Origin of the sequence: Myxococcus dinghuensis, from assembly GCF_024198235.1 — a bacterium.
GTDB lineage: Bacteria > Myxococcota > Myxococcia > Myxococcales > Myxococcaceae > Myxococcus > Myxococcus dinghuensis.
The window spans coordinates 200,549-225,278 of record NZ_JAKCFB010000010.1; the positions used below are offsets into that span (position 1 = coordinate 200,549).

Annotated in this window: 17 protein-coding genes and 1 pseudogene; 8 read left to right on the forward strand and 10 right to left on the reverse strand. The window is 69.3% G+C overall.

Features of this window, described 5'->3' with window-relative positions:
- Positions 1-3 precede the first annotated feature (3 nt).
- On the forward strand, positions 4-375 hold the full coding sequence (locus LZ198_RS16550; protein WP_253972939.1) for a cytochrome C oxidase subunit IV family protein: 372 nt from the start codon (positions 4-6) through the stop codon (positions 373-375).
- Between the two features lie 7 nt (positions 376-382).
- On the opposite strand, the gene LZ198_RS16555 is transcribed toward LZ198_RS16550, so the two are convergent.
- The 4 genes and pseudogenes from LZ198_RS16555 to LZ198_RS16570 all read right to left on the reverse strand — a co-directional run.
- Positions 383-856 carry a hypothetical protein gene (locus LZ198_RS16555; RefSeq protein WP_253972940.1) on the reverse strand — a complete coding sequence of 158 codons (474 nt, stop codon included), beginning with the start codon at positions 854-856 and terminating at the stop codon, positions 383-385.
- Between the two features lie 246 nt (positions 857-1,102).
- Complete coding sequence (locus LZ198_RS16560; protein WP_253972941.1) at positions 1,103-3,502, reverse strand: ABC transporter permease; 2,400 nt, start codon at positions 3,500-3,502, stop codon at positions 1,103-1,105.
- 61 nt (positions 3,503-3,563) lie between these two features.
- Complete coding sequence (locus tag LZ198_RS16565) at positions 3,564-5,087, reverse strand: pentapeptide repeat-containing protein (protein WP_253972942.1); 1,524 nt, start codon at positions 5,085-5,087, stop codon at positions 3,564-3,566.
- 190 nt (positions 5,088-5,277) lie between these two features.
- Positions 5,278-5,559, reverse strand: a pseudogene (locus LZ198_RS16570) (transposase); the annotation flags it as partial.
- Positions 5,560-6,212: 653 nt separating this feature from the next.
- Between LZ198_RS16570 and LZ198_RS16575 the strand changes: the two are divergent.
- The 3 genes from LZ198_RS16575 to LZ198_RS16585 all read left to right on the forward strand — a co-directional run bounded on the left by LZ198_RS16575 (position 6,213) and on the right by LZ198_RS16585 (position 9,973).
- Positions 6,213-8,807, forward strand: coding sequence for an exonuclease/endonuclease/phosphatase family protein (locus LZ198_RS16575; RefSeq protein WP_253972943.1), 2,595 nt, complete (start codon positions 6,213-6,215; stop codon positions 8,805-8,807).
- Complete coding sequence (locus LZ198_RS16580; protein ID WP_253972944.1) at positions 8,804-9,637, forward strand: hypothetical protein; 834 nt, start codon at positions 8,804-8,806, stop codon at positions 9,635-9,637. Before LZ198_RS16575 ends, LZ198_RS16580 begins: the two co-directional genes overlap by 4 nt.
- 129 nt (positions 9,638-9,766) lie before the next feature.
- Entirely contained in the window at positions 9,767-9,973 is a 207-nt protein-coding gene (locus LZ198_RS16585) for a hypothetical protein (RefSeq protein WP_253972945.1), read from the forward strand.
- Positions 9,974-10,000: 27 nt separating this feature from the next.
- On the opposite strand, the gene LZ198_RS16590 is transcribed toward LZ198_RS16585, so the two are convergent.
- Positions 10,001-11,248, reverse strand: a complete 1,248-nt coding sequence (locus tag LZ198_RS16590) for a hypothetical protein (RefSeq protein ID WP_253972946.1) — start codon at positions 11,246-11,248, stop codon at positions 10,001-10,003.
- 155 nt (positions 11,249-11,403) lie between these two features.
- Between LZ198_RS16590 and LZ198_RS16595 the strand changes: the two genes are divergently transcribed.
- The gene (locus LZ198_RS16595; RefSeq protein WP_253972947.1) at positions 11,404-13,431 is read left to right on the forward strand and encodes a hypothetical protein; all 2,028 of its coding nucleotides are present in this window, start codon (positions 11,404-11,406) and stop codon (positions 13,429-13,431) included.
- A gap of 106 nt (positions 13,432-13,537) precedes the next feature.
- Here LZ198_RS16595 and LZ198_RS16600 read toward each other — a convergent pair whose 3' ends face one another.
- From LZ198_RS16600 to LZ198_RS16610, 3 genes are all read right to left on the reverse strand, one after another.
- The gene (locus LZ198_RS16600) at positions 13,538-13,783 is read right to left on the reverse strand and encodes a hypothetical protein (protein WP_253972948.1); all 246 of its coding nucleotides are present in this window, start codon (positions 13,781-13,783) and stop codon (positions 13,538-13,540) included.
- Positions 13,784-13,953: 170 nt separating this feature from the next.
- Positions 13,954-15,615: an acyl-CoA dehydrogenase family protein gene (locus LZ198_RS16605; RefSeq protein ID WP_253972949.1), complete on the reverse strand. Its 1,662-nt coding sequence runs from the start codon at positions 15,613-15,615 to the stop codon at positions 13,954-13,956.
- Between the two features lie 115 nt (positions 15,616-15,730).
- Positions 15,731-17,692, reverse strand: coding sequence for a hypothetical protein (locus LZ198_RS16610; protein WP_253972950.1), 1,962 nt, complete (start codon positions 17,690-17,692; stop codon positions 15,731-15,733).
- Between the two features lie 257 nt (positions 17,693-17,949).
- Between LZ198_RS16610 and LZ198_RS16615 the strand changes: the two genes are divergently transcribed.
- Positions 17,950-19,761: an ATPase gene (locus LZ198_RS16615; RefSeq protein WP_253972951.1), complete on the forward strand. Its 1,812-nt coding sequence runs from the start codon at positions 17,950-17,952 to the stop codon at positions 19,759-19,761.
- A 4-nt stretch (positions 19,762-19,765) separates the two neighbouring features.
- On the opposite strand, the gene LZ198_RS16620 is transcribed toward LZ198_RS16615, so the two are convergent.
- A complete protein-coding gene (locus tag LZ198_RS16620; RefSeq protein WP_253972952.1) occupies positions 19,766-20,578 on the reverse strand; it encodes a WbqC family protein in 813 nt (270 codons plus the stop codon).
- Between the two features lie 222 nt (positions 20,579-20,800).
- Between LZ198_RS16620 and LZ198_RS16625 the strand changes: the two genes are divergently transcribed.
- Complete coding sequence (locus tag LZ198_RS16625) at positions 20,801-22,780, forward strand: ATP-binding protein (RefSeq protein ID WP_407667435.1); 1,980 nt, start codon at positions 20,801-20,803, stop codon at positions 22,778-22,780.
- 11 nt (positions 22,781-22,791) lie between these two features.
- Here LZ198_RS16625 and LZ198_RS16630 read toward each other — a convergent pair whose 3' ends face one another.
- A complete protein-coding gene (locus LZ198_RS16630) occupies positions 22,792-23,574 on the reverse strand; it encodes a phytanoyl-CoA dioxygenase family protein (RefSeq protein ID WP_253972954.1) in 783 nt (260 codons plus the stop codon).
- A gap of 119 nt (positions 23,575-23,693) precedes the next feature.
- Between LZ198_RS16630 and LZ198_RS16635 the strand changes: the two genes are divergently transcribed.
- Positions 23,694-24,668, forward strand: a complete 975-nt coding sequence (locus LZ198_RS16635) for an alpha/beta fold hydrolase (protein WP_253972955.1) — start codon at positions 23,694-23,696, stop codon at positions 24,666-24,668.
- The last annotated feature ends 62 nt before the right edge of the window (positions 24,669-24,730 follow it).

The window sequence follows — 24,730 nt, forward strand, 5'->3', positions numbered from 1 at the left end:
CGCATGGCGGGCTCGCTGAAGATGCTGGGGGTGGGGCTGGGGCTGCTCGTGCTCACGACGTTGTCCTTCGCGTTGTCGCGATTGCACACCGGGACCCTGGGGCTGGTGGTCGCGCTCGTCATCGCCGCGGCGAAGGTGGGGCTCATCGCGTTCTTCTACATGCACCTGTCGGAGCGGCAGGGTGGGCCCCGCCTGGTGATCGCCACGGCGTTCGTCTTCGTCGCCATCCTCATGGGGCTGGTGCTGGTCGAGGCAGGTGACCGCGCGGCGCCGACGATGCCGCCCGGTCCCTTCCAGCCGCTGCTCCTGCCGGGGCGGTCCACGGTCCCGAAGGTGGCGCCTCCCCGGGCCAGCCCCGGAGAGGGGAGCCCCTGAGGTCGCGTCAGGAGCGCGCGCCCTCGGACACGTGACGACGCGGGCCCGCCACCAGGGTCAGCATCCGCCGGACGGGAACGACGAGCGCGAGCGACGCGCCGAACGCCAGGTGGAGCAGGAGGAACGCCCCATTCGGAGAGGCCCTCGCCAGCGGTGGGGAAGCGAAGGGCACCACCAGCGAGGGCATGAGCGCTTGGAGCCCCAGGGCCATCAGCAGCCCGAGGAAGAGGGCGGTCACCGCCGTACCCCCGCGTGGTAGCAGCAGTGCGAACGCGGTGCCCAGTCCTCCGGCCAGGGCAAAGTGCAGGAGCAGTCCCAGCACCACCGCCCAGGCTCCGCCGGGCGCGGCGCGGAAGAAGAGGCCTCCCGCCAGCCGCGCCCCGTACCAGACGTCGCCGTGCGAGAGCGCACCCAGGGGCATCGAGAGCGCCACCATGAGGACGGCCCCTATCAGGCCGGCGAACGCTCCCGGCAGGAACACGTCACGAAGAAGGCTCCAGGACGACGGAGAGGCTTCGGTCGTGTGCGTTCGAGCCATGACCACCGCATGCGGGGCGCGCTTTCCAGAGGCCCCAGGGGCTCGGCCGATGGCGACACGCCTCGGGGGGAGCACGCCCTGTGCCCCTCGCGAAGGGAGGGGATGGGGCGCCTCGGGTGCAAGGCCCCCACGAGGGCGAGGGGAGTACGCGCGTTCGACATTCATCGTCCTTGCCGCGGCAGAGAAGGCTCAACCTTCGGCCCGCAGCGCCTCGTCTGGCGGGATGCGCAGGGCCCGGCGGACGGGCACCCAACTTGCCAGCAGGGTCACCACACCGAGCAGCGTCGGCACGGTCACGAAGGTGACTGGGTCGAACGTCTGCACGCCGTAGAGCATGCCGCCGAGACTCCGGGCGAAGAGGGCCGCGCCCACCAACCCGGCGACGACTCCCAAGCCCGCGAGCCGCATACCCTGACCCATCACGAGCCCCACGACCTGGGCGTCCGTTGCTCCAAGCGCGACTCGGATGCCGAGTTCGCGGGTGCGCTGGCTCACGGAGTATGCAAGGACTCCGTAGAGACCCACCGCCGCCAGGGTCAAGCCCAGCATGGCCAGCGCGGTGAACAGGCTGCCCATCACCTCCGTCCACCCGTAGCTTTGCTGCACCACTTCCGCCAGGGGACGCACCTGGACGAGCGGCAGCGCAGGGTCCACCGCGCTCAATTGTTCGCGCAAGCCCGGGGCCAGTGCCGCGGTTCCGCTCCGCGCGCGGACCGCCAGGTACATCCTGGGGAGCAGGAACTGCTCCACGGGCATGTACACCTCGGTGGCGGGTGCTTCCGTCAGACTGCCGTGATGGATGTCTCCCACGACTCCGACGATCTCGCGGAAGGGTTGCTCGTCGAAATCCAGCCGCACCTGCTGCCCCACGGCGCTTCTTCCCGGAAAGTAGCGCTTGGCGAACGCTTCATTGACGATCAGGACGGGGGGCGCTCCCTCGACATCCTCCGGGCCGAACGCCCGCCCATCGCGCAGGGACATGCCCACGGAGGCGAAATAGTCGGCGCTCACAGCGCGGAAGTTCACAGGTGTGCGCGCCGACCTTGCATCGACGGACTCACCCCAGAGCACGACGGGGGTGAACGCATTGCGCCCGCTGAGTGGGACCGCGCTGGTAAGACCCGCCGCGTCGACCCCCGGCAGTGCCCGCACTCGCGTCAGCAACTCCGAAAGGACACGGCGCCGGCTCGCATCGTCCTGATAGGTCGCTCCCGACAGGAACATCTCTGCCACGGTGACGCCCTGCGGCTGGAAGCCAAGCGGCACGGCCTGCAATGCATGGAGGGTGCGCAGCATCAGCCCGGCCCCCACGAGCGGCACGAGCGACAAGGCGACCTGGGCCACCACCAGCGCGGCGCGCAGCGCGCCACGGCCTCCTGTGGCGCCACGGCCTCCACGCAAGCCTCCCAGGGCCATGCGTCCGTCGTTGTGCGCGGCCCGGATGGCTGGAATCAATCCCGACAGGAAGCAGGTGGTCAGTGACAGGCCCGCGGCAATGGTCAGGACGTGCGGCTCGAGCCGGAGCTGCTCCGGCAACAGTCCCTCTGGCACCAGCGTCCGCATCATCTTCATGCCCCACAATGCCAGCATCAGGCCCGTGGCCGCGCCAGCGAATGCGAGAACCGCGCTCTCCACGAGGAACTGACGCGCGAGCTGCCAGCGATTGGCTCCCAGTGCCACGCGGATCGACACCTCTCGTTCACGGGTGGTGGCGCGGGCGAGCAGCAGATTGGCGACGTTGGCGCAGGCAACGAGAAGCACCAGGGCAACCACCCCGGCCAGCAGCAAGAGCCGCGTGCGCGCTCCCTCTACGAGCTGCTCATGCCAGGGCGCAACGCTGACGCCGAAGTTCTCGCCTGGGAAGTCCTGGGCCAGCTCGGCGGAGACTCGCTGCAGGTCTGCGAGTGTCTTGTCGTAGGTGAGCCCAGGTCGCATGCGCCCGACCACCCGGAGGATGCGGACCTTGTTGTCGTGCTCCTCCGTCGGCTTTCGCGCCAGGGGCTTCCATATCTCCACACCGGGCGCGAACTGGAAGCCGGGGGGGAGGACACCCACGACCGTGTGGGGCTGGCCGTCGAGCGTCAAGGCCCGGCCGAGGAGCGCCGAATCTCCCCCGAAGCGGCGCAGCCATAGCTCATGGGAGAGGACGATGACGCCGTCTCGTCCCGGGACCTCTGCGTCCGTCTCCCACGCATGGCCCAGGATGGGTCTTACTCCAAGCAGGTTGAACAGGCCCGCCGTCGCGCGGGCGGTATGCAGTCGCTCGGCGGTTCCCTCTCCCGTGAGCGTCAAGTCCGCGAAGCCCATTCCCTCCAGACCCGAGAACGTGTGGGTCCGCTCGCGCCACGCCGCCAGTGCTGGCCAGGAGACCATGGTGCGATCCCTCCCTGGTTCCTGCTGCCAGACACGGACCAGCTGGTCTGGTTCGGGGTAGGGCAACGGTTGCAGCAGGACCTGGTAGATGATGCTGAAGACCGCGGTCGTGGCGCCCACGGCCAGCGCGAGGGTCGTCACGACCATCACCGTGAAGACTCGTTCGCGCAGCAGCAGGCGCAGCGCCAGGCGGAAATCTTGGAGGAGGGCGTTCATCAGGGGCTCACGAGGGAGTGACCTGCCAGGATGCTGCGGGCGACTGCTCCGAACCTGTCGGCTACCTCCGTGACGCCGCGTCCGGGTGGCGTCCTTGCTCACCTGACGTGACCAGGACCTCGGAAAGCGCGGCACGGGCGCCCTTCATCAGGTCGGTGAGCTCCACGGGGGCGCGCAGGCTCCTCGCCGTCAGCGTCAACGTCGAGAGGTCGAGCCGCCGGTCCGACGGAACCGCGAGGTGGTCCGACACATGTCTCAGCGCGACCCCGAAATCGTATCCCACGCGCGGAGAGAAGACGCTCGTGGGGGTCGCCCGGCGCGTGTTGCTCAGGCACCAGAGCGTGAGCTGATAGGACATGATCCGCTTGGGGCCGGTCGGTTGTCGTCCCAGGGTGAGCCGCACCTGCTCGCCCCGCGCGTTCGGCGAGGCGAACCGGACGTCGAACCCGATGCCCTTGGCCTTGGTCATCAGCCTGTCGAACGCCCTGCACGCGGCGCCGGGTTTTCCGCCCGGCGGCGGACGGTGGTTCCTGGCGCCCTCCAGCTTCGCCTTGTCGGCCTGCTCCCGCGGAATCAAGGCGTTCGCGAGGTTGGCGTCCTTGAAGATGGCGCCCTTGAGGTTGCACGACAGGAACCTCGCGTGGCGGAGGTCTGCCTGGGTGAAGTCGCAGTCACGCAGATCGCAAGCCTCGAACTCGACCCGGAACAGCTTCGCGCCTCGGAACGACGAGCCCTTCAGCTTCCAGCCCTGGATGCTCGTCGGTTCCTTCCACGGTGGCGCGCGCGTGAGCCGGGCCTCGGTGAAGTCACTCTTCAGCGCCTTCACGCCGCTCACGTAGCCAGCACCCACGAGATTCGCCCGCTGGAAGGAGGACCCACTCACGTCCGGCACGTCCACGGAGGCCGAGTCCCAGAACGAGGGCGTCAGGCGCGCACCGGAGAAGTCCCCCTTGCGCCGGGCGACCCGCGGCGGCTTCGCCTCCTTCACGGGCTTCGATTTCCTCGCAGGCTCCTTCTTCGGAGGAGGTAGCCGCTTTTCGTCCCAGGCTTCGAAGGCCGTCGTCCCGAAGACGTGCCCCTCCACGAGATGCTGGAGGTATCTTTCGTCCGTCACCTTCACCGAGAGGTCGAAGTGATGAAGACGCTTCCACGCGGCGTCGAGGAAGGCTCCCATGCCCTTGTCCTCGAGCGGAGACAGTTCGCGCCGGGCCTTGTACAGCAACCCGTCGCTGGCCCCGTTGTGTCGCGCGAGGAGGCGCGAGCGCGCCACGAAGCGCGGCGTGTGTTCGGCGTGCCACCGGTCATCCCAGACCGCGGCAGCGCCCACCTCCGAATGAAGAGGTGACTCGGCCTTTCCTGCCTTCTTCGCCAAGGCGACCTGCTTCTTCGCCACCGCCTTCGGTGCCCCCCTCACCAGATAATCGATGTCACTCGCGCGGCGCTTCGCATCCAGGAGCAGCATCAAGGCGAAGGCCCTGCCTGTGCCGAAGTCCCTTGGGCCGCCAGCAAACCCCGTCAGGCAGTGCAGGGTGACTTCCCGTCCCGCCTTCTTTCCCACCCGCACATAGAACGTATCCGTGGACACGAGGTCCTCCCCTCGAAGCTGTTGTCGACGACCGACCCATCTGGCCACCGAACGCCCGAGACTCAAAGCGGCATCTCCGATGAAGATGCAATCCGATCACCGTTGACGGATGCGGGCCCTCGAGCGGCGCGCGCAGCGCCGCGGGCACGTGCTCGCGGCTGGGGAGTAGAGGCAGGAAGCCAGGGAAGTGCCGCCTTCGCGTGGTGGCGCTCACCCTTTTTGCTTGGACCTCCTTCAGCACCTCGATGTCCAAGTCCCGCTCAGCCAGCAGCTTCTTCAGTCGGGCATTCTCCGCCTCCAACTGCTTCAGCCGCTTCGTGTCGTTGGCGTCCATCCCCCCGAAGCGCTTGCGCCACGCGTAGAGCGTCGGCTCGCTCACCCCGTGCTTCTTCGCCGTCTCTGGCACGGACGATCGCTCCGCCTCGCGCAGAATCGCGACCAGCTGCTCTTCGCTGAACCGACTCTTCTTCACCGCCTGCCTCCGTCGTGCCCGGAGACGGCATCTTCTCAAGCTTCACGTGGTCCGAAGATCCCAGGGCGTGTCACCCCCTTCGAATGCGCCTTCATCATGGATCGATGGGCATTCGGGAGTCCAACCGGCGAACTCGTTCATGCGTCGTTCCAGGAGACTCCTGCGACGTCTGCAGGGGGCATGCAGCGATTGCCTCGTCCATGGCCCGAGGTGATGCAAAGTCAGCACGAAGGGCTGGCGCCACGAAGCGAGATGGCGCTGGCATTCGGGTTGCTCGAGGGCTGTCCGCCGGGCGGCGTCGGAGGCCGACCGGAAACAGGAGAAGACCCTTGAGAATCCGAACCTGGCTGTGGCTCGTCGCCCTGTTGTTCGTCCAGGTCCCGCTCACCGCGGCGGCGCAGGACATCGATGTTCCCTACTGCGGCACGCCTCCCTTGCCGCATTGGTAATGGCTTTGAGCTGCGGGTGTGGCCACGTGCGACACCGTGTGGGGGTCCTGAGTCTTGAATTCAATGAACAGACTGAATGCATATGGGCATCGTCTGGTGGGGCATTCGCGACTTCATCGCGAACGGGCCATGGCCAGACAGGAGCACTTTCGGCGGGAAGATTCGCGAGCGTCGTCGTTCATCCAGACACAACCCGGAGGTCTCATGCAGCGCGGTGCATTCCTGTTGGCATTCGCCAGTCTCCTCCCCACCTGGGCCGCGGCAGCGCCCCACGTCACGAGGCTTCCTCCGCAGAACGCGGAGGTCCATTGCCGTCCCGGCGCGCCGTGTACCCAGCCCACGACGGACGGCTGGGTCGCGCCGATGGAGTACGCCGACGGCAAGAAGTTCCCGATGCAGGACTATGTGAACGGAGGGCCCAACGGCGAGCTGTACCTGCTCGTCAGTGACAACGCCGAGTACACCTCGGAGGAGTGCAATTTCGGAGTGCCCCAGGCCGGCGGGATTCCCTCGGCCCAGACGAACCCTTGTCTCTCGCAGACGCTGTTCATCGGCCTGCGCCTGCCCCGGCCGAAGGACGCCAACGGGAACTTCCTGGACGCGTCTGGTTTCATCGACGTCTGGCTCGATGCCCAGCGCGACGCCACCATCGACCTGGTGCCCGGGGCGAGCGGGCCCCGCTCCGAGGACCGTCACCTCCGGCTCCGCTACTCCACCGGCCCCAACGCGAGCACCTCGCTGACGCAGGAGATGGGCAACAACGCGAACGGCTGGACGGGGCTGTCGGCCCCCAACCAGGCCTGGGCCACCACCGCCGTGGTGACGACGCCGGGCGCGGACCCCGCTCGTGTGCACATCGAGTTCTCGGTGAAGCTGCGCAGCAGCGTGCCACCCATCGTCGGCAGCGAGCCGTTGTCCTCGGCGGTCCGGAAGCTGGGCTTCGCCCTCCAGAGCGCCCCCGCGATGACGGCGGGCGCCACGCAGCGGGTGGGCGGCGGCACCTTCAACAACGCGAAGAACCAGCCCCCCGCCGACACCCTGACCGGGACCTGGGAGACGCTCGAGCTGAAGGACCCCCTCTCCATCCCGCTCGCCTTCACGATGTGGAACGTGGGGCAGATGCCCGACGCGACGTTCTGGGTCGGCGACGGAGGCTCCGGGGAGATCGACACCGTCGCCGCCCAGATCTTCAGGAAGGAGGTCGTCTGCGTCTCCGAGATCTGGATGTCGTATGAGCGTGGAGAGCTCGTCGAGAAGGTCAACGAGCTGCGCGCCGCCGAGTCGCTGCCCCCCATGCAGGCCGTCACGGAGCTGAACGACGAGGTCTTCAAGCTGCCCACGGAGAGCACGGGGCTCGTCCTGCTCTCCTCACGGCAGATTCTCGAGGGAGGCGTGCATCACTTCCCCTCGAGCATGTGCACCGGCAACGACTGCATGCAGGACAAGGGCGTCATCTGGGCGCGCATCGCCACCCCGGCGGCGACGGCGCCCGTCCTCGTGATGGATGACACCGGCATGCCCAGGGTCTCCACGGCCACGGACTACGGCGAGTTCGTCGACGTGTTCTGCACCCACGTCAACGCGGGAGACAACACGCCTGGGTCCGACACCGATGCCCGTGAGGACCAGTTCTTCGACATCAAGGCCTATGTCCAGCAGGTGAGGAGGGGCGGGCCCCTGGATGCGAACATCTTCCCGTATGTGCTCGGCGACAACGACATCTTCCCCCTGGGGACCTGGCCGAGCGGCCTGGACCGCCCCGCCTTCCTGCTGGGGGACCTGAACACCATCGGGCCCAAGGCCACCGAGGCCGACTCCAACTTCCCCGCCTATCAAGACATGGTGGGCCCCAGCTTCCTGGACATCCAACGGCGCACCGAGTTCGAGAAGGCCAACAGCCTCTTCTCCGAGGCTCGTGATCTGGCGCGCACCTCGTCCGGCCCGGACCCGATGGCGACCGGGACGTGGCTGAGCAGTCATTGCACGGACCTGGTGGCGCAGGAGCTGGGCTCCAAGAACCGGCTCGACTACGTGCTGGTGTTCCCCGCCGAGGACACCCTGGAGTTCCCCGCCTACGCGCTGCTCAAGGAGCCCACGGCGAGCGTCGAGCCCCACTTCGACCCCGACTCCGGCATCGTCATCGAGGGCACCAGCTTCCTGTTCTCGCAATGCCTGTCGGACCACGCGATGGTGGACGTGGGCGTGGCCTTGACGAAGGTGAAGGACTTCGTGAAGTACAACCCCACCAAGCCGCACCGGATCGAGTACGCGGTGAAGCAGGTGACGGATCTGGAGACGGCGAGCGGCTGCTGCGCGGATTGGTTCACGCCTCGCGTGCACATGACGGCGAATGGCTTCTTCCGGGAGAACGCCTTCCTGGACATCGTCGAGGACCAGACCATCTACCCGAACTGGCGCGTGCGCACCGGGCCGGACAATCCCACGCAGTTCCCGGACCTGCCCGCCAACTTCACCGGCGTGGTGAACATGACGTCCGCCATCTGGGAGGAGGATGTCGGCCCCAACGACCACTACGACTCCATCCCCGAGGGGGGCGCCAGCCTGGCGGTGGATGACCGGGACGGCCACTTCAGCTTCTTCGCGGCGTCAGGGCTCGTCCGCCGGGTGAAGGGGGAGTCGAGCGCCAACGACTGGCTCACGGGACTGGAGCTGATGGGGAGCTTCCTGAACGGGTACGAGAACGGCATGTCCCTGGAGACGGAGGGGACGGACCAGGACACGGGCAACAACGCCCGGGTGCGGCACTTCATCCAACTGAAGGAGCTGGAGATTCCATGAGCGCAATGACCCTGAAGTCCGCGGTGCTCGTGCTGCTCCTCGGTGGGACGGCCCACGCCGTCGAGCCGATGGTGCCCTACGACAACTTCAACCCCACGGAGTCCGACCCGCCTCGCGCGACGAAGGTGCGAGGCATCGACCCGGCGCGCTGGGCCAGCGAGCAGACCGGGACCCGGCAGCAGGAGTTGCGGGCGCTGGCCTTCACCCGACTGCGGCTCCTCAGCCGGGCCAATTCGGGCACGGGGCGCTACGGCTTGCACTTCATCCAGCCGTCGGCCGTGACGGCCATCGAGGCGAAGGTCCGTGTGAACAACGCCCGGAGCACGGGGTGCGAGGCGCCGGGAATCGGAGTCTCCGAGGGGGCGGCGGAGCTGTCCGGTCACTTCTTCAACTCCTCCACGCCGAGCCGGGGCAGCGCGAAGGATGACATCACCGCGTCCATCCGCATCGTCTCCCGGTCCACGGACCCGGTGGGCTCCCAGCTCCTGCGGGTGGAGGCGCTCATCGAGCGGTGCAGGGATTCGACGTGCACGGCGCGAAACTCGCTCTTCACGGCGGACCTGGGACCGGTCCACCAGGGAGAGCTGGCCCGGCTGAGGGTCCAATGGGACGCGGCGAACGACCGCTTCGTGTTCCAGCGCGACAGCCAGCCGGAGGTGTACGGCGCGTACACCGTCACGGACACCCGTGCTCCTGGCATCGCCAACAAGGAGTTGGTGGTGACCCATTCCCTGCCCACCTGCACGAGTGGCAGTCCCAGTCCGCTGGGGTATGTGAATGCGTACTTCCACGATGTCTGGGTGAACTCCTCGGCGGCCCCCGCGCCCTGACGTCGCCGCTCGCTGGACGCCCGCCCTGGTGCGGCAGGGCGTCCATGCTGACTCTGGCTGGGAGGCCCGGGTATCCTCCTCGGGCCCCGAACGCCTCGTCGGCGGGGGCCATCCGGAGTTTCCCGAACCATGAAGATCCTGCTGATCATCTCCGGTGCGCTGGTCGCGATGGCCGCGCTTCTCTTCTACGGCTACCTCGTGCCTCTTGCCTGCGCGATGAACACCACGGGATGCCACGAGTCCTTCGGCTTCTTCACCGAGAAGGCCGCGGTCCTCTTCTGGCCTGCGTTCCTGGTGGGCGTCGCCCTGGGCGGGTACGGCATCGCGCGGAAGTGACCGCCGACCTCGCCGTGGCGATGGGGCTCAGCGAGACCAGATGCGCCGCGGCCTCCTTGGATAGCCGAGCAGAAGCCCTTCCGCGACGACCTCCTGTGACTCCTTGGGATATCCCCACAGCGTCTCGTGTCCACACTCCAAGCGGAGTGCCCGGTCCAGGAGCGTCATCCCTCGCATGACAGGCCGTTCGACGCGGAACACCTCCGAGCGGCTCCAACGCCTGCCGTGTGTCGCGGTCAGCACGCGGTCCAACGCGGAGTCGAACGCCTCGTCCGGGAGCCATCGCAGCAGGTCCACGAGTCGATCCACGTCGAAGGTCGCGAGTTCCATGGCCCCGCCCGTGATGGCTCCGAGCGCATGGGGGCCCGTCCCACGGGAGATGAAGCACAACTGCTCGGGGCCCAGGATGCAGTGCCCTGGTACTCCCCCGAGTCTCGCTGGAAAGAGGGCCCGGCGCTCCGAACGCCTCCCGGCTCGGAGTGCCTGTCTCAGGGGGGCCCAGCGCACCAACTCCACCAGCGCGGCCAGGTTCGAGGCGTCGGCGGGCCGTCGGACCAAGACACCCCAGTCCTCGTTCGCGCGAAGCTCGAGCGTGTCCGGGACGAGCCGGAGCCCCTCATCGCCCATGCTGTCCAGGTGCGTGCTCCGGGGCTCAGCGAAGGCGGAGCGCCAGAGCAGCCGCTCGCTGGTGAGGCGCATCCGTCCGGAGCCGGGGAGCCATCTCCGCCAGGGGGCCCTGGGCTCGAACAAGGACATGCGTCGACCCGGGTCGCCGCGCACGGCCTCCGCATGAGGGCTCCATCGCGCCTCGGCCTCGAAGACGAGCACCTCGCCCGCGTGCAGCTCCCACCGTGGGGTCTGTCCCGCCACCGTCGCCAGTCGCGTCAGCGCCGTCGCGAGCGGCTCATCCCTGGGCGCCACTCCCAGCGCCCTCAACCTGCGCCGCGCCAACGCACGGAGCCGATCGCGCCGCGCCGCCACCTCCCGCGCCAGGCGCAGGACGGGAGTCTCCTCGGGCCACGCATCCAGCGTCGCTCGTCGCCGCACCCGCGCCAGGGACTCCTCCAGCGCCTCCATTCCTGCCACGAACGTGGATATCGACTCCGGGCCTCGCGTCAGCCCGCGCCGCCATCCCCAGCCCGACAGCCGTTTCTCCCACTCCGCGAGGGATTGCCGGGCCGCCGCGAGGACCTCCGCGCGGCCCTCCAACTGGCGTTCGGCGTCAGACGGCTGGAAGTCCTTGGCGGGACCGCGGGGGAGGGAAGGGTCGGACATCGCGGGTGATTCTTGGCGGGGCACTCGGGAGGCGGGGCGCGTGTCTGGAGAATATGGGGCTTTGCGTTCGCGCCAATCCACGGTAACTCTATCCACCGCAGGGGCCGCAGCCACGGGATGGACCACGAGTTCATCCCTCGATTGGAAGCACGTCCATGCAATCCCCTCCGTTGTTCCGTCCTGGGGCGTCGAAGCGCCGCTCCATTCCCCTCGTTCGCACCCTGTCCCTGTCCATCCTCCTGGGCGCAGGATTCGCACACGCCGCCGGCTCGCAGTCCGTCTCCAGTTCGAGCCCCGCGCCCCTGGCGTCCCTGCTGCCGACGATGTGTGCCCGCGTCCACGATGCCTCGGGCTTCCAGCGCGCCTTCTGTGCCCCAGGCAATGTCGGCGCGACCTGCGTCGGCGACACCGCCCGGACCTGCACCGATGACGGCAGCGCCATCCATCCGCGCTGGTATCAGGCCGCCATCGATTGGGCGAAGGCCAACGGGCATTCGCGGGTGGTGTTGGACCCCGGCACCATCACCATCTCCGAGGCGACGAAGATTCCGTGGAGCTGGCCCTGGGGCAACGGCTTCGGCCTGCATGTCCCGGCGGGCATCCACCTGGAGGGGACGTCGCTGTTCCCGCCCACGGTCATCAACGTCGACCACGCCACCACGAAGCTCAACGGGTTGATCCTCGTCGCCGGCGCGGGCGCGGAGGAGGGGCTGCTCACCGACGCCAGTGTGTCCAACCTCACGCTCGTGGGCACCACCAACGCCGGCTACAGCCAGGGCGAGACGTGTCCGGCGCTCGCCCACACCCTCAACTCCATCCTGGAGTTGGACGGCCACGAGCCGCCCTCGCCGGCGCCCACGGTGTTCAACACGGGGACCATGCCGCGCCGGTGGACCGTCGGCGTCCAGGTCAACCACGCGGAGGCCATGACCGGCCCGGCCGTGAACATCCACCACCTGCGCATCGACCATCTGGGGGCGGGCATCGCCTACGGCTGGAACACGGCCCACGTGAAGGAGGACCCCTCCTGCGAGACGCGGCCCGGCATCAAGATCTCCCTCCAGCCCGCGGCCGCCACGTCGACCGGCCCCGAGAGCCCCATCGTCTACCACTGCCCCAGCGGCTGGGACCTCAAGGCGCTGAGCCTCCGTCCCGGCAGCGCCGAGTGCCGCCCCACGTCCTGCAACGCGGATGGCTCCATCCCCTCCGGCCAGTGCCCGGCCCTGCCTCCGCTCGGAGAAGGGGAGAGCGTGCCGAACCAGATGTATTGCATGCGCGTCGACCCCACCACCGAGTTCGGGGCGCGGCGGTACTGCACGAACCAGCCGTTCGAGTTCCAGGGCAACCCCAACGCCCGCTCCCAGGTCCACCACAACTCCATCTGCGACGTGAACGTGGGCATCAACATCGTGGGCGGGAACGTCGACGTCTCCAAGAACGTCGTCCTGCGCGCGCCGAACAACACGCCCCTCACCAGCAACTTCGGGCTGAGCACGGACGGGCACCTGCCGTACACCAGCAGCACCACGCACACCGAGAACTTCGTCTCCGGCTTCTCGCTCGGCTTCCTCACCGACGGCAGCCAGTACACCGTCGCGCCCCCGTGCGCGTTCCGGCAGTTGACCGGCCGTGACGTCGGCGACTTCGGCGACTACAACCACGTGCTCGAGCTGCAGCAGCACATGCTCGACGACGCGCAGAAGTACTACGCGCTCACCGACCCGATGCGGGGCTTCATCGACCACGTCTACGTGCGGGACAACCGCTTCTACAAGAACCCCATCGGCATCACCTTCTACCGGGTGAACTGGGGCTTCGTCGGCTTCAACACCATCGACTCCCAGCTGTCCGGCGTGAAGGGGCAGGTCGGCGTCCTCGTCGACAACACCCTCAACAGTTGGGTCTACGGCAATACCATCCGGGACTTCGGCACCAGCCTCGAGTTCCGCGGGTCGCCGGGCCACCAGTCCACGCTGGGCTCCTGCTACAACGGCAACCACGTCGTCTGTGACGCGCCGGGCTGCCCCAACTGGGCCAGCTACCCCAACGTGTTCTCCGGGAGCGACGTCGTGGGCGGCACGGCCTGCAACGTGGCGTACACCGCGAACTACTGCTCCGACCCGACCTCCCTGCCGTCGCCGGCGTTCCCCACGGGCGTCACGCGGCAGTGCTACGCGTACTGAGGGGGGCCGTCGCTGAACCCGCCTGAGGTTCGCGGGAGGGGCGCGGGGCGGCGGTGGGTACCGTCGCCCCGCGCCCACGACAGGCCACGCGACGGCCTGGCTCAGCTCAGCACTCGAAGCAGTCCGCCGTGTAGAACGGCGTGACGTCCTCGGTGGCGTAACAGTCGGGGTTCGCGCAGGAGCAGTGCAGCGTCAGCACCGGGGTCGAGTACGTCTCGTCCTCGTAGTACGTGTACGTGCAGGCCTCCCGACCGCGGGGGAGCGCCTCCGCCTCGGGCGTGTACATGAGGTTGCCCGCGAACAGCAGCCCCGGAACGCCCAGCGCCACCAGCCCCATCAGCAGCTTCTTCATGACCGACTCCGTCCATGCAGCGGGTGAGGAGCGCAGTCTGGCGGCTTGATTCAGGAAATCCCAGGGGTCTGGGAGTCCCGCTCCCTCCCCATGTGAGTCAAGACACGGGGAGGGGAGTAGTCGTTTCCGAGTTGCTGTTGACTCCTCGTTGTTTCGTGAGGCGTCGCGGGTCAGCTCAACAGGCGGGACTCGTCGAGGTCCAGCGTGTCGCGGATGAGGTCGACGCCGTTCTGGGCGAAGCGGCGGGCGGCGGCCTTGGTGCGAGGGCCGTGGCCGTGGTCCAGGCACCACTGGGCGTGGTCGCTCAGCAGCGCCAGCTCCAGCGTGCGGCCCAGCGTCAGGGAGAAGCGGCGGGCGCCGGCCTCCATGGTCGCCGGGTTGGACATGGCCCCCGTCACCCAGGCGCGGGCGTGCTCCAGCGCGTCGTGGGCCGTCTGCACGCAGGGGCGCAGGCCCGCGTCCTTGACGTTGGACAGGCGGCTCTCCACCTCGTGGAAGAAGGAATCCAGCGTGCCCTCCTTGGCGAGCGCGCGCAGCGAGTCCAGCGACAGCACGTTCGTCGTGCCCTCCCAGATGGACAGCACCTGCGAGTCCGCCTGGAGCCGGGGCACGCCGGTGTCCTCCACGTAGCCGGCGCCGCCGAACGCCTCGGAGACCTCCGACGTGATGTGCACCACCTGACGGCCCGTGGTCAGCTTCGCCAGCGGGGTGACCAGCCGCTGCAGGAGCAGGTCGCGCTCGGTGGCCGTCTTCGTCTCCAGCTTCCCGAGCAGCTCCACGCCGCGGAAGGCCAGGAGGAAGCCCGCCTGGAACTCCGCCTCCAGGCCCGCCAGCGTGTCCACGTGCAGCGGCTTCTCCGACAGCGGGGCGCCGAACTGCACGCGGCGCTTCGCGTAGTCGCGCGCCAGCGCCATGGCCCGGCGCATGCTCCACGTGGCGCCCATGGCGTTCCACGTGCGCGTCACGTTGAGCATCCACGCCATGTTCTTGATGCCGTCCGTCAGGCCCGCCACCGGCATCGCCAGCGTCCCGTCCAGCGTCAGCTCCGCGGTGGGCACCTTGCGCGTGCCCAGCTTGTCCTTCAGCCGGTTGATCTGGATGCCGTTGAGCCGGCCGTCCGCGTCGCGCGTCTCGACGTAGAAGATGGCCAGGCCCTTGCCGCCGGGGCCGTTGCCCTCGGGGCGGGCGAGCGTGAGCGCCATCTGCGCCGTCGTGGCGGAGGTGAACCACTTGGTGCCGTACAGGCGCCAGCCCTCCGGGGTCTGCCGCGCCACCGTCTGCGTCAGCCCCACGTCCGAGCCGCCGGTGCGCTCGGTCATCCACTGGCCGGAGGTCCAGGCCGTCTTCGGGTCCCTCGAGGTGAGGCGGGGCAGGGCGCGGTCGATGAGCGCCTGGTTGCCCAGCGAGAGCAGGGAGCGGGCCGCGCCGTCCGTCATCGCCATGGGACAGGAGTACACGTCCAGGGAGGCCTGGATGAGGTAGTTCATCACGAACTGGTGCACGCGGCTGAGGTCGCCGTTCTTCTGCTCGTACGCCGTCGCGATGAGCCCGCGCTTCGCCGCCAGGGCCTCGGCCTCCTTCCACAGGGGGGAGACCTCGATGTGGTCGATGCGGTGCCCCCAGGGGTCCCACTGGGTCAGCTCGGGCTCGTTCAGCCGGTCGCGCAACTGGAACGGATAGAAGTAGTTCCCGCTCAGCTCGCCCAGGTCACGGAGGTCCTCCGTGATGGAGCGCCGGAAGTCTTCCGGCAGCATCCGCGCCAGGTAGCTCTGCAGCAGCGCGTCGTCGTCGTACTGATTTCCCAGCCTCGGCGGTTCCTGAAAGAAGCTCATGGAGCGAAGCTAGCACCGGCCTCGCTGGGTGGGCACTGCTCCGTGAGGCCATGAACCCTCGGAAATCCGGGACCCCGGCGGGACGCAGGTCCTGCGCCTCGCGCCGGGGAGCGGCTCACCGCAGGAAGTGCCACAGCGTGCCGTCTCCCACGTGACCGTAGAGCGGCCGGTCCAGGGCCACGACCTCGCTGTTGAGCAGTCCCAGCAGGTGATACATCGAACGGAGTCGGCCGACCTTCGTCTCGACGGCGGGGCTGTAGGCGAGGACCTTGAGGTCCTTGTTCTTCACCAGGGGCGCATCGATGCCGCCGAGGCTCTTGTGTGTCTGCCCCATGATGGGATTGCCGTCGTCGAAGGCGTCGAACTCCTCCTTCACGGGCAGGAAGCCCCCGGACTCCTCCTGGAGCGTGAGCGTGTGCTGCGTCAGCCACGCGCCCGTCTCGACACTCCGGTCCACGCCCCCCGGGTTCTCGCTGAGGCTGCGGAAGCCGAGCTCGACCGCGGCGCACCAGGGGCAGGTCTCCTTGGGGCGATTGCGGAAGAGGCCCGTCTCGTTGAATCCCTCGTAGGGGAAGCAGATGAGGACGTCGCAGCCCTCGTTGAAATACGACGAGGCCGTCATGAGCGCGGCGGGTTCGGCGCAGCTCAGCGTGTGCCACCCGGCGACCCACAGGTCCACGCCCAGCCCGCCGGGCTGGAGCTCGTCGAGCTTCAGGTCCTTGCTCTTCTTGTTCTCCCGGAAGGAGACGTAGCTGAAGAGGGCCTGTCGGGAGGGGGTGCGGAGCCCGAGTCGCGAGCGGGCGTGGTAGCCCAGGGTCGCGAGGTTCGTGCGCTCCAGCATCGTCTCGTAGTTGACCTCGAGCTCGTACTGGATTTGCCTCGCCTTCTTGTACTCGCCATAGGCTTGGCTTTCCTCGCGGACCAGCCGCTCCGTCGTGGACCGAGCCTCCTTGTAGGTGTTCACGAGCTGCTCTTCCGGCGAGTCGGGCTGCGGCTTGTTCTTGGGCTGCAGGTACGGTCTCGCGCCCTGCTGTGCCCTCCCCATCAGCGCCCGTTGGGTCTTGAGCTGCTCGCTCTCCTGGTACGGGGCGACGTCGGGGATGTCGGGGTCGGACTTCCAACTCGGCAGCGCCAGGTGTCGGCAGTACTTCTGGAAGAACGCCGGGGCGGGATCCCGCTCGACGACGCCGGACAGCCCCAGGATGGGGACGTACACGGTCTTCCCCAAGGCCTTGTGTCGCGTCCACGAGACACACAGACAGCCCACCGCGGACGAGAGCGCGTTGCGCACGGACTTCCAGCGCTCCTCCACGGGGATGAGCAGCCGGGTCAGTGAGTCCGGGTCGTCGCCGAGCAGGCGATAGCGCTGCACGAGCCCGTCCGTGATGTCCTTGGCGTCCCGCAGGAACGTGGACTCGGGGATGTCCCGGAGCCAGTCCTTCTCGGGGAACACGCCACCCATGGCGATGCCTCGGGGCGGCACGACGAACCCCATGCTCATCAGCCGGGTGCGGATGGGCTCGTAGTAGACGTTCTTCGCCTTGTCCTTGGCCTTGGACGCCTCCGGCTCCGACTGGATGAACGAGAAGATGCGCTCCCGCTTCTCGGAGAGGACCTGGCCCTTGTCCACGCGCCCCGTCATGTGCCAGTCGAGCTGGTCGTTCAGGGAGGCGCGACACTCCTCGATGTAGAGCCGCTCCTCGCCCAGCGTGGTCGCGATGGCGTCGCGGACGTCCTTCAGCAGCCGCTTCGAGATCTTCCCCCCGCGTTCGATTCCGAGCACCTCGCGGACCAGGTCGTCCGTCACCTGCTGGGCGTCGAGGTGCTCCTCGTAGCCCTCCAGGTTCTTCAGGGCGATCTTGATGCCCTTGCGCGCGGAGTGGAACCCCTCGATGTCCGCCAGGAACTCCTGCTGCTTGTGGCGGCTGTAGGCCTTGTCGCGGGAGGCAGAGAACAGGGCGATGCAGGTCTCGTCGATGTGCTCGGGGAGCGCGCCACCCGTCGCGCCGAACCACCTGCGCGCTGCTTCGGCCGTGATTTCGCGGAGGCCAGTGCCGTCATCGAGGAGGATCGTCATGGGCACACGAGATAGGCGGGTTCGGTGGGAGTCAACCCAGGCGACCGCTTCCAGACAAGGACTCGCCCGGTCTTCGAGGCGCGGGCTCCCACCGGGGCGGGGCGTGGCCACGGGCCCGGCGAGGAGCGCGTACGCCCCGAGGGCACCGTCCCGTGACGGAGGGTGTGTCCGTCATCGGGTGGACCGGGTCCAACCTGCCTCGTGGACCGTGCAGGATTTGCGGTAGGCTCCCGACTTCAACCTGGAGCGAGCACCGAATGACCCTGTTCAGGAGGCCGTCCCCCGCGACGGCGGGCGATTCGAACGACGAGTCGAGCCGCAGCGTGACCCCCACGGAGGCGCCGGTCGTTCCCGAGCCTCCTGGCTCCGTGCTCAGCGCGCCCCCTCGCCCCCGCACCGGCGCCGCTCCAGCGCTGCCCGAGCGTCGTCCGGCCCCTCCAGGCGCGCCGGCCCGGTCGTCGGCGTCCGCGGACTCCGACGGTCCCGAGTTCCCCACCGAGCGTCGCCCCGCCGGTCCTGGCGCGCCCGGGCGGCCCCCCGCCGGTCCCCCGCCGTCCGTCCCCGGTGGCGCGCCGGAGCGCCGCCCCGCCGCCGGTCCCGGGCCGCTGCCTTCCGTCATCGTCAGCGGCCAGGAGTCGCGCCGTCCCGCCGCCGCCGCAGCGCCTCCTCCGTCGAGCTCGGAGCGCCGCGCCAACCCCCAGCCCCCCTACGGAGGTCCCGAGCGCCGTGCTGGCGTCTCCGGCGCCACCGGCTCGCGCCGCGCGCTCGACCCGAACCTGGAGCGCTTCTGGCCCGCACAGCCCCGCGCCCTGGATGAAACCGGCCTCACCGCGACGTTCGTCGAGGAGCTGGTCCTCAAGGCCCTCTTCTTCGCCGGTGAGATGCGCGGCATGGACCTGGCGTCCCGCCTCCAGCTGCCCACCAGCGTCGTCGACGACATCATCGAGGGCTTGCGTCGCCAGAAGTACGTGGACATCCGCGGCGGCGGCGCGTCCGGCGTGGGCAAGTCGACGATGATCTACCAGCTCACCCCGTTCGTGACGGACGTGCTGCGGCAGATCCTCGACCGCAACCGCTACAACGGCCCGGCGCCCATCCCGTTCCAGGAGTACGTCGCCGCGGTGAAGCGGCAGACGGTGCGCGGCAACCGCATCACCCGCGCGCGGATGCAGGACAAGTTCGGCGACCTCATCATCCGCGACTACATCTACGACGGCATCGGCCCGGCGATGAACTCCGGCCGCGCCATCTTCTTCTACGGCCCGCCGGGCAACGGCAAGACGGCCATCTGCCAGGGCATGGTGAACTGCTTCGAGGGGGACGTGTTCATCCCCCACGCCATCCTCATCGACGACTTCGTGGTGCGTGTCTTCGACGCCAACCTCCACAAGCCGGTGGAGGACGACTCGAGCCCGTCGTACGACCGGCGCTGGGTGCGCTGCCGCCGCCCGCTCGTCGTCGTCGGGGGTGAGCTGACGCTGGAGATGCTCGACCTCGTCTACTCGCCGGAGGTGAAGTACTACGAGGCGCCGTTCCAGATGAAGGCGAGCAACGGAATGCTCCTCATCGACGACTTCGGCCGGCAGAAGGTCTCCCCCAAGGACCTGCTCAACCGGTGGATCGTCCCGCTGGAGAGCGACATCGACATGCTCACCCTGCACACCGGCAAGAAGCTGCAGGTGCCCTTCGACGTGTTCGCCGCGTTCTCCACCAACCTCGACCCCAGCGCGCTCGTGGACGACGCCTTCCTGCGCCGCGTCCGCTACAAGCTGGAGGTGCGACGCCCGGACGAGGAGCAGTTCCATCAGATCTTCGAGGTGATGTGTCGCAAGCGCGGCGTGGCCTACAACGCCAACGCCGTCGACTACCTCATCGACGCGCACTACCGGCCCTCCAACAGGCCGTTCGCCGCCTGCCAGCCGCGCGACCTGCTCGACCAGGTCATCGACATGTCCCACTACCTGGGCCAGGAGCCGCGGCTGGACCCCGCGCTGCTGGACGCCGCGGTGCGCAGCTACTTCGTGCGCTTCGACAAGCCCGCCGAGCCCACCGCCGCCTCGGCGGCCTGAGTCGTCACCCCGCCCGGGGCCCTGGCGCGAAGGGGCCCCACGGCGAGGGCTCCAGCCACCGGCGCACCTCGTCCACGGGGACGTTGGACAACACGTCCACGATGGACATCCCCTGCACGAAGCGCCCCTCGCGCCCCTGGGCGTAGTCCGGGGGGCGGAAGCGCTGCCACAGCACGCGCACGTCCACGTCGCGGAACAGGCTGACCTGGAGATACAGCGACGAGCCCAGGCCGGAGTAGTACGTGTGCGCGCCCAACTGGCGGCAGTACTCCACCAGCCGCGCGGACTTGTCCGCCCCCCGGCGCTCCAGCGTGGAGGCCAGCACGAGGTGGGGCTTCAGGCCCAGCGGCTCGTGGAACAGCGCCATGCTGGCGAGCAGCACGCGCAGGAGCGAGCCCGGCCCCGACTCGCGTGACGCCTGGTCGTAGAAGGGCTCCAGCCGTGGCAGCACCTGGGTGGCGAAATGGGGCCGGCGTCCATACAGCGTCACCAGCGCGCCCAGGTGTTGGCGTGCCCACGGCTGGCGCGTGTCCACCGCGAGCTCCGAGATGAGCTGGTCCCGGTGTGGGTCTTCCAACGGAATGGACAGCCACTGGAAGCCCGGTTCGGTGGGGGGCGGTGTGGGCACGTTCGCGGGCAGACTGACGCGGGTGCGACGCTGCCACCCCCTGCGGAGCCACTGGACGTTGTCCAGCACGACGAACGTGCCCGCGCGCGCCACCTGCTCGTAGAAGTCGACCCAGGGCAGGTAATGCGGCTGCTCGGCGACCACGACTCCCGGGACACCCGACGACACGGACACGGCGGACGAGCTCACTCTCTACGCGGCGCTTCTCTCCGTTCGAGAGTCGCGGGGGTGGACGTGGCCCCTCACTCGGGGCCGGCGCGGTGGAACCGCGCGGATGCTAGATTGTAACATCCCGAAGACGGCCAGGACCTTCACCCGGTGGGAAGGGGTTGGATGAAGTATCTGTGTCTCAGCGCTGACCTTCGTCATCTCGTGGCAGAGGAACTCCGGCGACAGGGCCAGGAGGTCCTCGTGGTCCCGGGAGTCACGGAGGCGGACGCGGCGCTGGCGCACGAGCGGGTGGACGTCCTCGTCGTGGAGGCCGCGTCGCTGGGGGGGGATGCCCGCTGGCTGGACGCCTTGCGAGGCCGCGCGCGCCCCGAGGAGCTGTTGGTGCTGGGGCTGGCGGAGGCGGGCACGGACACGGCGCTGGCGCCGTTGCTGGCGGCGGGGGTGGACGAGTTCCTCCTGGCGCCGTTCCACGCGGAGGAGGTGCGGGCGCGGCGCGTGCTCCTGGAGCGCAGGAGCGCGGCGCGCAAGCAGTTGCGTCACTCGGAGGCGACCGCGCGCGGGGAGCTGGAGCGGCTGGCGGCCATCATCCAGGTGCAGTCGGAGGTGGCGCTCGCGGGCTTCGACCTGGACGTGGTGATGGACCTGGTGTGCGAGCGCGCGCGGCGGCTGTGTGGGGCGGACGGCGCGGCGGTGGCGTTGCTGAGCGGCGACTCCGTCGAGTACCGCGTGGCCACGGGCTTCCTGGCCGCGCACAGGGGCTTCCGCCTGCCCGTGGTGGGGACCCTCACCGGCGAGAGCCTGCTGCGCGGCGAGGTCATGCGCACGGACGACACGGAGGTCGACGTGCGCGTCAACGGGGCGGCCGCGCGGCGGGTGGGCGTGCGCTCCATGGTGTGCGTGCCGCTGTGGCGCGAGGCGCGCCCGGTGGGGGCGCTCAACGTGGGTTCGCGCCACGTCAACGCGTTCGACGACCGGGACGTGCGCACGCTGGAGCTGATGGCGGGGCTGCTGGGCGCGGCCATGGGCAACGCGGCCGAGGTCGACGCGCGCCACGCGGTGATGGCCGAGCGCACCGCCGCGCTGTCGGCCCTGCAGGAATCCCAGGAGCTGTTCGCGTCCTTCATGAACCACGGTCCCGCCGTGGCGTACATGAAGGATCCACAGGGGCGACGCGTCTGGGTGAACACGCCCTACCGGCGGTTCTTCGGCTTGTCGGATGACGCGGACGTGGCCCGGATCGACGACGCGGCGCTGATGCCCACCACCTCCGCGGCGCACGTGCGCCGGGAGGACCAGGCGGTGATCGACACCGGGCTGCCGAGCGCCACCGAGGGCATGATTCCGGCGCCGGACGGGACGGAGCGCCACTGGCTCACCTACCGCTTCATCCTGCAGGAGCGCACGGGGCGGCGGCTCCTGTGTGGCGTGTCGCTGGACATCACCGACCGCAAGGCGATGCAGGCGCAGCTCGTGGTGTCGGACCGGCTGGCCGCGGTGGGCACCCTCGCGGCGGGCGTGGCGCATGAAATCAACAACCCGCTGGCCTTCGTGCTCTCCAACCTGTCCTTCCTGGCGGTGGAGCTGAAGGCGGTGGCCCGCGAGCTGCCGATGGGGCGCATCTCCGAGATGGAGGAGGTGCTGCGCGAGGCCGTGGATGGCGCGCACCGGGTGCGGCAGATCGTCCGGGACCTGAGGACCTTCTCGCGGGGCGACGAGGACGTGGCCACCGCGGTGAACCTCCAGGCGGTGCTGGAGTCCGCCATCACGATGGCGCGCGGCGAGCTGAAGATGCGCGCGCAGATCATCCGCGACTTCCAGGACGTGCCGCTGGTGGAGGGCAGCGAGGGGCGGTTCGGCCAGGTGTTCCTCAACCTGCTCATCAACGCCGCGCACGCCATCCCGGAGGGGCGACCGGAGCACAACGAGGTGCGGATCGTCCTGCGCCCGGAGGGAGCGCGGGTCCTCGTCGAGGTGCACGACACCGGCGTGGGCATGACGCCGGAGGTGCGCGCGCGCATCTTCGACCCGTTCTTCACCACGAAGCCCGTGGGGGAGGGCACCGGCCTGGGCCTGTCCATCTGCCACGGCATCGTCACCGGCTTCGGCGGGGAGATTTCGGTGGAGAGCGAGCCGGGCCGGGGCAGCACCTTCCGGGTGTCGCTGCCGCTGGGCCACCGCGCGCGGGACAGGTTGCCGCCGCGCCTGCCCCTGGTGGGGTGAGGCCGCGAGGCTTATCGCCGGAAGAGGGCGGGGAAGACGCGCGGGGCCTTCTTCTTGCGCACGCAGTGGATGTCCGCGCTCATGTAGCAGGCGGAGAAGGCCCGGCGACGCAGCCCGGGGCGTCCCCGTCCGGAGCGGTGCCACAGGTGGTTGTGGACCAGGATGACCTCTCCCGCGACGGCGGGGAGGGGCAGGGCGCGGCGCTCGGCGTCCCCCGCCTCCACGGCGTCCGGGGGGATGACGCCCCCCAGCTCCGTCACCAGCCCACCCCAGTGGCTGCCGGGGACGACCTCCAGGCAACCGCCGTCCATGGGCGCGTCGTCGAGCGCGGTCCACAACTGGAGCTCCGGCTCGCGCGTGAGGCCCCACAGCCGGCCCCCGTCCTGGTGCCAGGGCAGGTTGCTGCCTCCCGCCTGGCCCTTGTGGAAGAGGATGGCGCGGTAGAGCACGATGTCGCCGGGGATGCGCGCGCGCACGACGCGCTCGAACAGCGGGTTCTCCATCCACGCCAGGAAGCGTGGGTCCTTCTCCAGCTTCTCCAGCTTGCGGTAGTCGAGCGAGGGCCCCTGCCACCCGAGCCCCAGCGGCGCGTCCTCGTAGCGCCCCGTGGTGGCGTCCGGCTGGAAGAACATGCCGGGATACACCACCCGGCCGAGCATGAGGTCATCCGCCCGCTCGCGCAGCGCCTCCAGCCCCGCGTCGTCCAGGACCCGGCCCAGGCGGGCATAGCCGTGCTCGACATAATGCGCGAGCACCGCGGCGACATCGATGTGACGGGCTTCCTCGCGGAGCATGGCCCCTCATACCCCGCCCGCCACGTCACGGGGAGCGCTCCGTCACCTCGTCCCGGAGGCCCGAATGTCCGAACGCACACCTTGCGCGTCCGGCGGGTGCGCCTCATGGTGAGGGTCGCATGCCCTATCGTCGCACCACGCGTTTCGTCGTCGCCCCGGATGGAACCCGGGTGGCCTGGCATACGCACACCGGAGACCTGCGGGAGGAGTCCGCGGACGGGACGCTGCGTGCCCGGCCCACGGTGCTCCTGAGCAACGGCATCGGCACGTCGGAGAACTTCTGGCGCCACATCGTCGCCAGCCTCGAGCAGGACCACCGGGTGGTGCACTGGAACTACCGGGGCCACGGCGGCAGCGAGGTCTCCCGGAGCGGCCATTACGGCATCCCCGTCCACGTGGACGACCTGGAGCGCATCACGGAGGAGGTGATGGCACAGGGGGACGGCAGGCCTCCGCACCACATCGCCTTCTCCATGGGCGTGCGGGTGCTGCTGGAGCTGTATCGCCGCCGGCCGGACCTGGTGCCCGCGATGACGCTCATCGCCGGGACACCCGGCGCCCCGGGCTCCGGCGAGGGCGCGCCCTTGTCGGGCCGGGCCCTGCTGTCCACCGCGCGCAACGTCTTCCGCCTCACCACGCCCGCGCTGCCCGTGGCCGCGCCCGTGGCGCGCGCGGTGATGGCCAGCCGCTTCGCCTATCCCATGGCGCGCGCGGTGGGGGCCCTGCGCGCCCGCGCGCCCCGGCCCGACATCGACGAGTTCCTGTACGCGCTGCGGACGATGAGCCCCCAGGCCTACTGGTTCACCCTCCGGGGCCTGGCCGAGGGACACGCCTGGGACGTGCTGCCCCGGATCGCCGTGCCCGTCCTCATCATCGCCGCGCGCGACGACATCCTCGTCCCGCTCGGGGAGATGGTGCGCATGCGCCGGGCGCTGCCACATGCCCAGTGGCTCCAGGTGGATGACGCCGGCCATGCGGGCTTGCTGGAGGCGGGCACGGAGATCGCTGACGCGGTGCGCTCATTCTTGGTGCTGCACGGATTCGAAGGGGTGGGCGAGGGTGCGCGGACCGCGCGGCCTTCGGCGCCTCCCTGAGTCCGCGTTTGTCATCTGTTTGACACTGACAAGGTCGCGAAGGGCATGGAAAGCTCGGCCCG

Coding starts and splice junctions, on each gene's coding strand:
- LZ198_RS16590 (WP_253972946.1), bottom strand. CDS start 11,248: ATGTCCGACCCTTCCCTCCCCCGCGGTCCCGCCAAGGACTTCCAGCCG.
- LZ198_RS16610 (WP_253972950.1), bottom strand. CDS start 17,692: ATGACGATCCTCCTCGATGACGGCACTGGCCTCCGCGAAATCACGGCC.
- LZ198_RS16580 (WP_253972944.1), top strand. CDS start 8,804: ATGAGCGCAATGACCCTGAAGTCCGCGGTGCTCGTGCTGCTCCTCGGT.
- LZ198_RS16635 (WP_253972955.1), top strand. CDS start 23,694: ATGCCCTATCGTCGCACCACGCGTTTCGTCGTCGCCCCGGATGGAACC.
- LZ198_RS16630 (WP_253972954.1), bottom strand. CDS start 23,574: ATGCTCCGCGAGGAAGCCCGTCACATCGATGTCGCCGCGGTGCTCGCG.
- LZ198_RS16600 (WP_253972948.1), bottom strand. CDS start 13,783: ATGAAGAAGCTGCTGATGGGGCTGGTGGCGCTGGGCGTTCCGGGGCTG.
- LZ198_RS16575 (WP_253972943.1), top strand. CDS start 6,213: ATGCAGCGCGGTGCATTCCTGTTGGCATTCGCCAGTCTCCTCCCCACC.
- LZ198_RS16605 (WP_253972949.1), bottom strand. CDS start 15,615: ATGAGCTTCTTTCAGGAACCGCCGAGGCTGGGAAATCAGTACGACGAC.
- LZ198_RS16560 (WP_253972941.1), bottom strand. CDS start 3,502: ATGAACGCCCTCCTCCAAGATTTCCGCCTGGCGCTGCGCCTGCTGCTG.
- LZ198_RS16550 (WP_253972939.1), top strand. CDS start 4: ATGGCGGGCTCGCTGAAGATGCTGGGGGTGGGGCTGGGGCTGCTCGTG.
- LZ198_RS16615 (WP_253972951.1), top strand. CDS start 17,950: ATGACCCTGTTCAGGAGGCCGTCCCCCGCGACGGCGGGCGATTCGAAC.
- LZ198_RS16595 (WP_253972947.1), top strand. CDS start 11,404: ATGCAATCCCCTCCGTTGTTCCGTCCTGGGGCGTCGAAGCGCCGCTCC.
- LZ198_RS16585 (WP_253972945.1), top strand. CDS start 9,767: ATGAAGATCCTGCTGATCATCTCCGGTGCGCTGGTCGCGATGGCCGCG.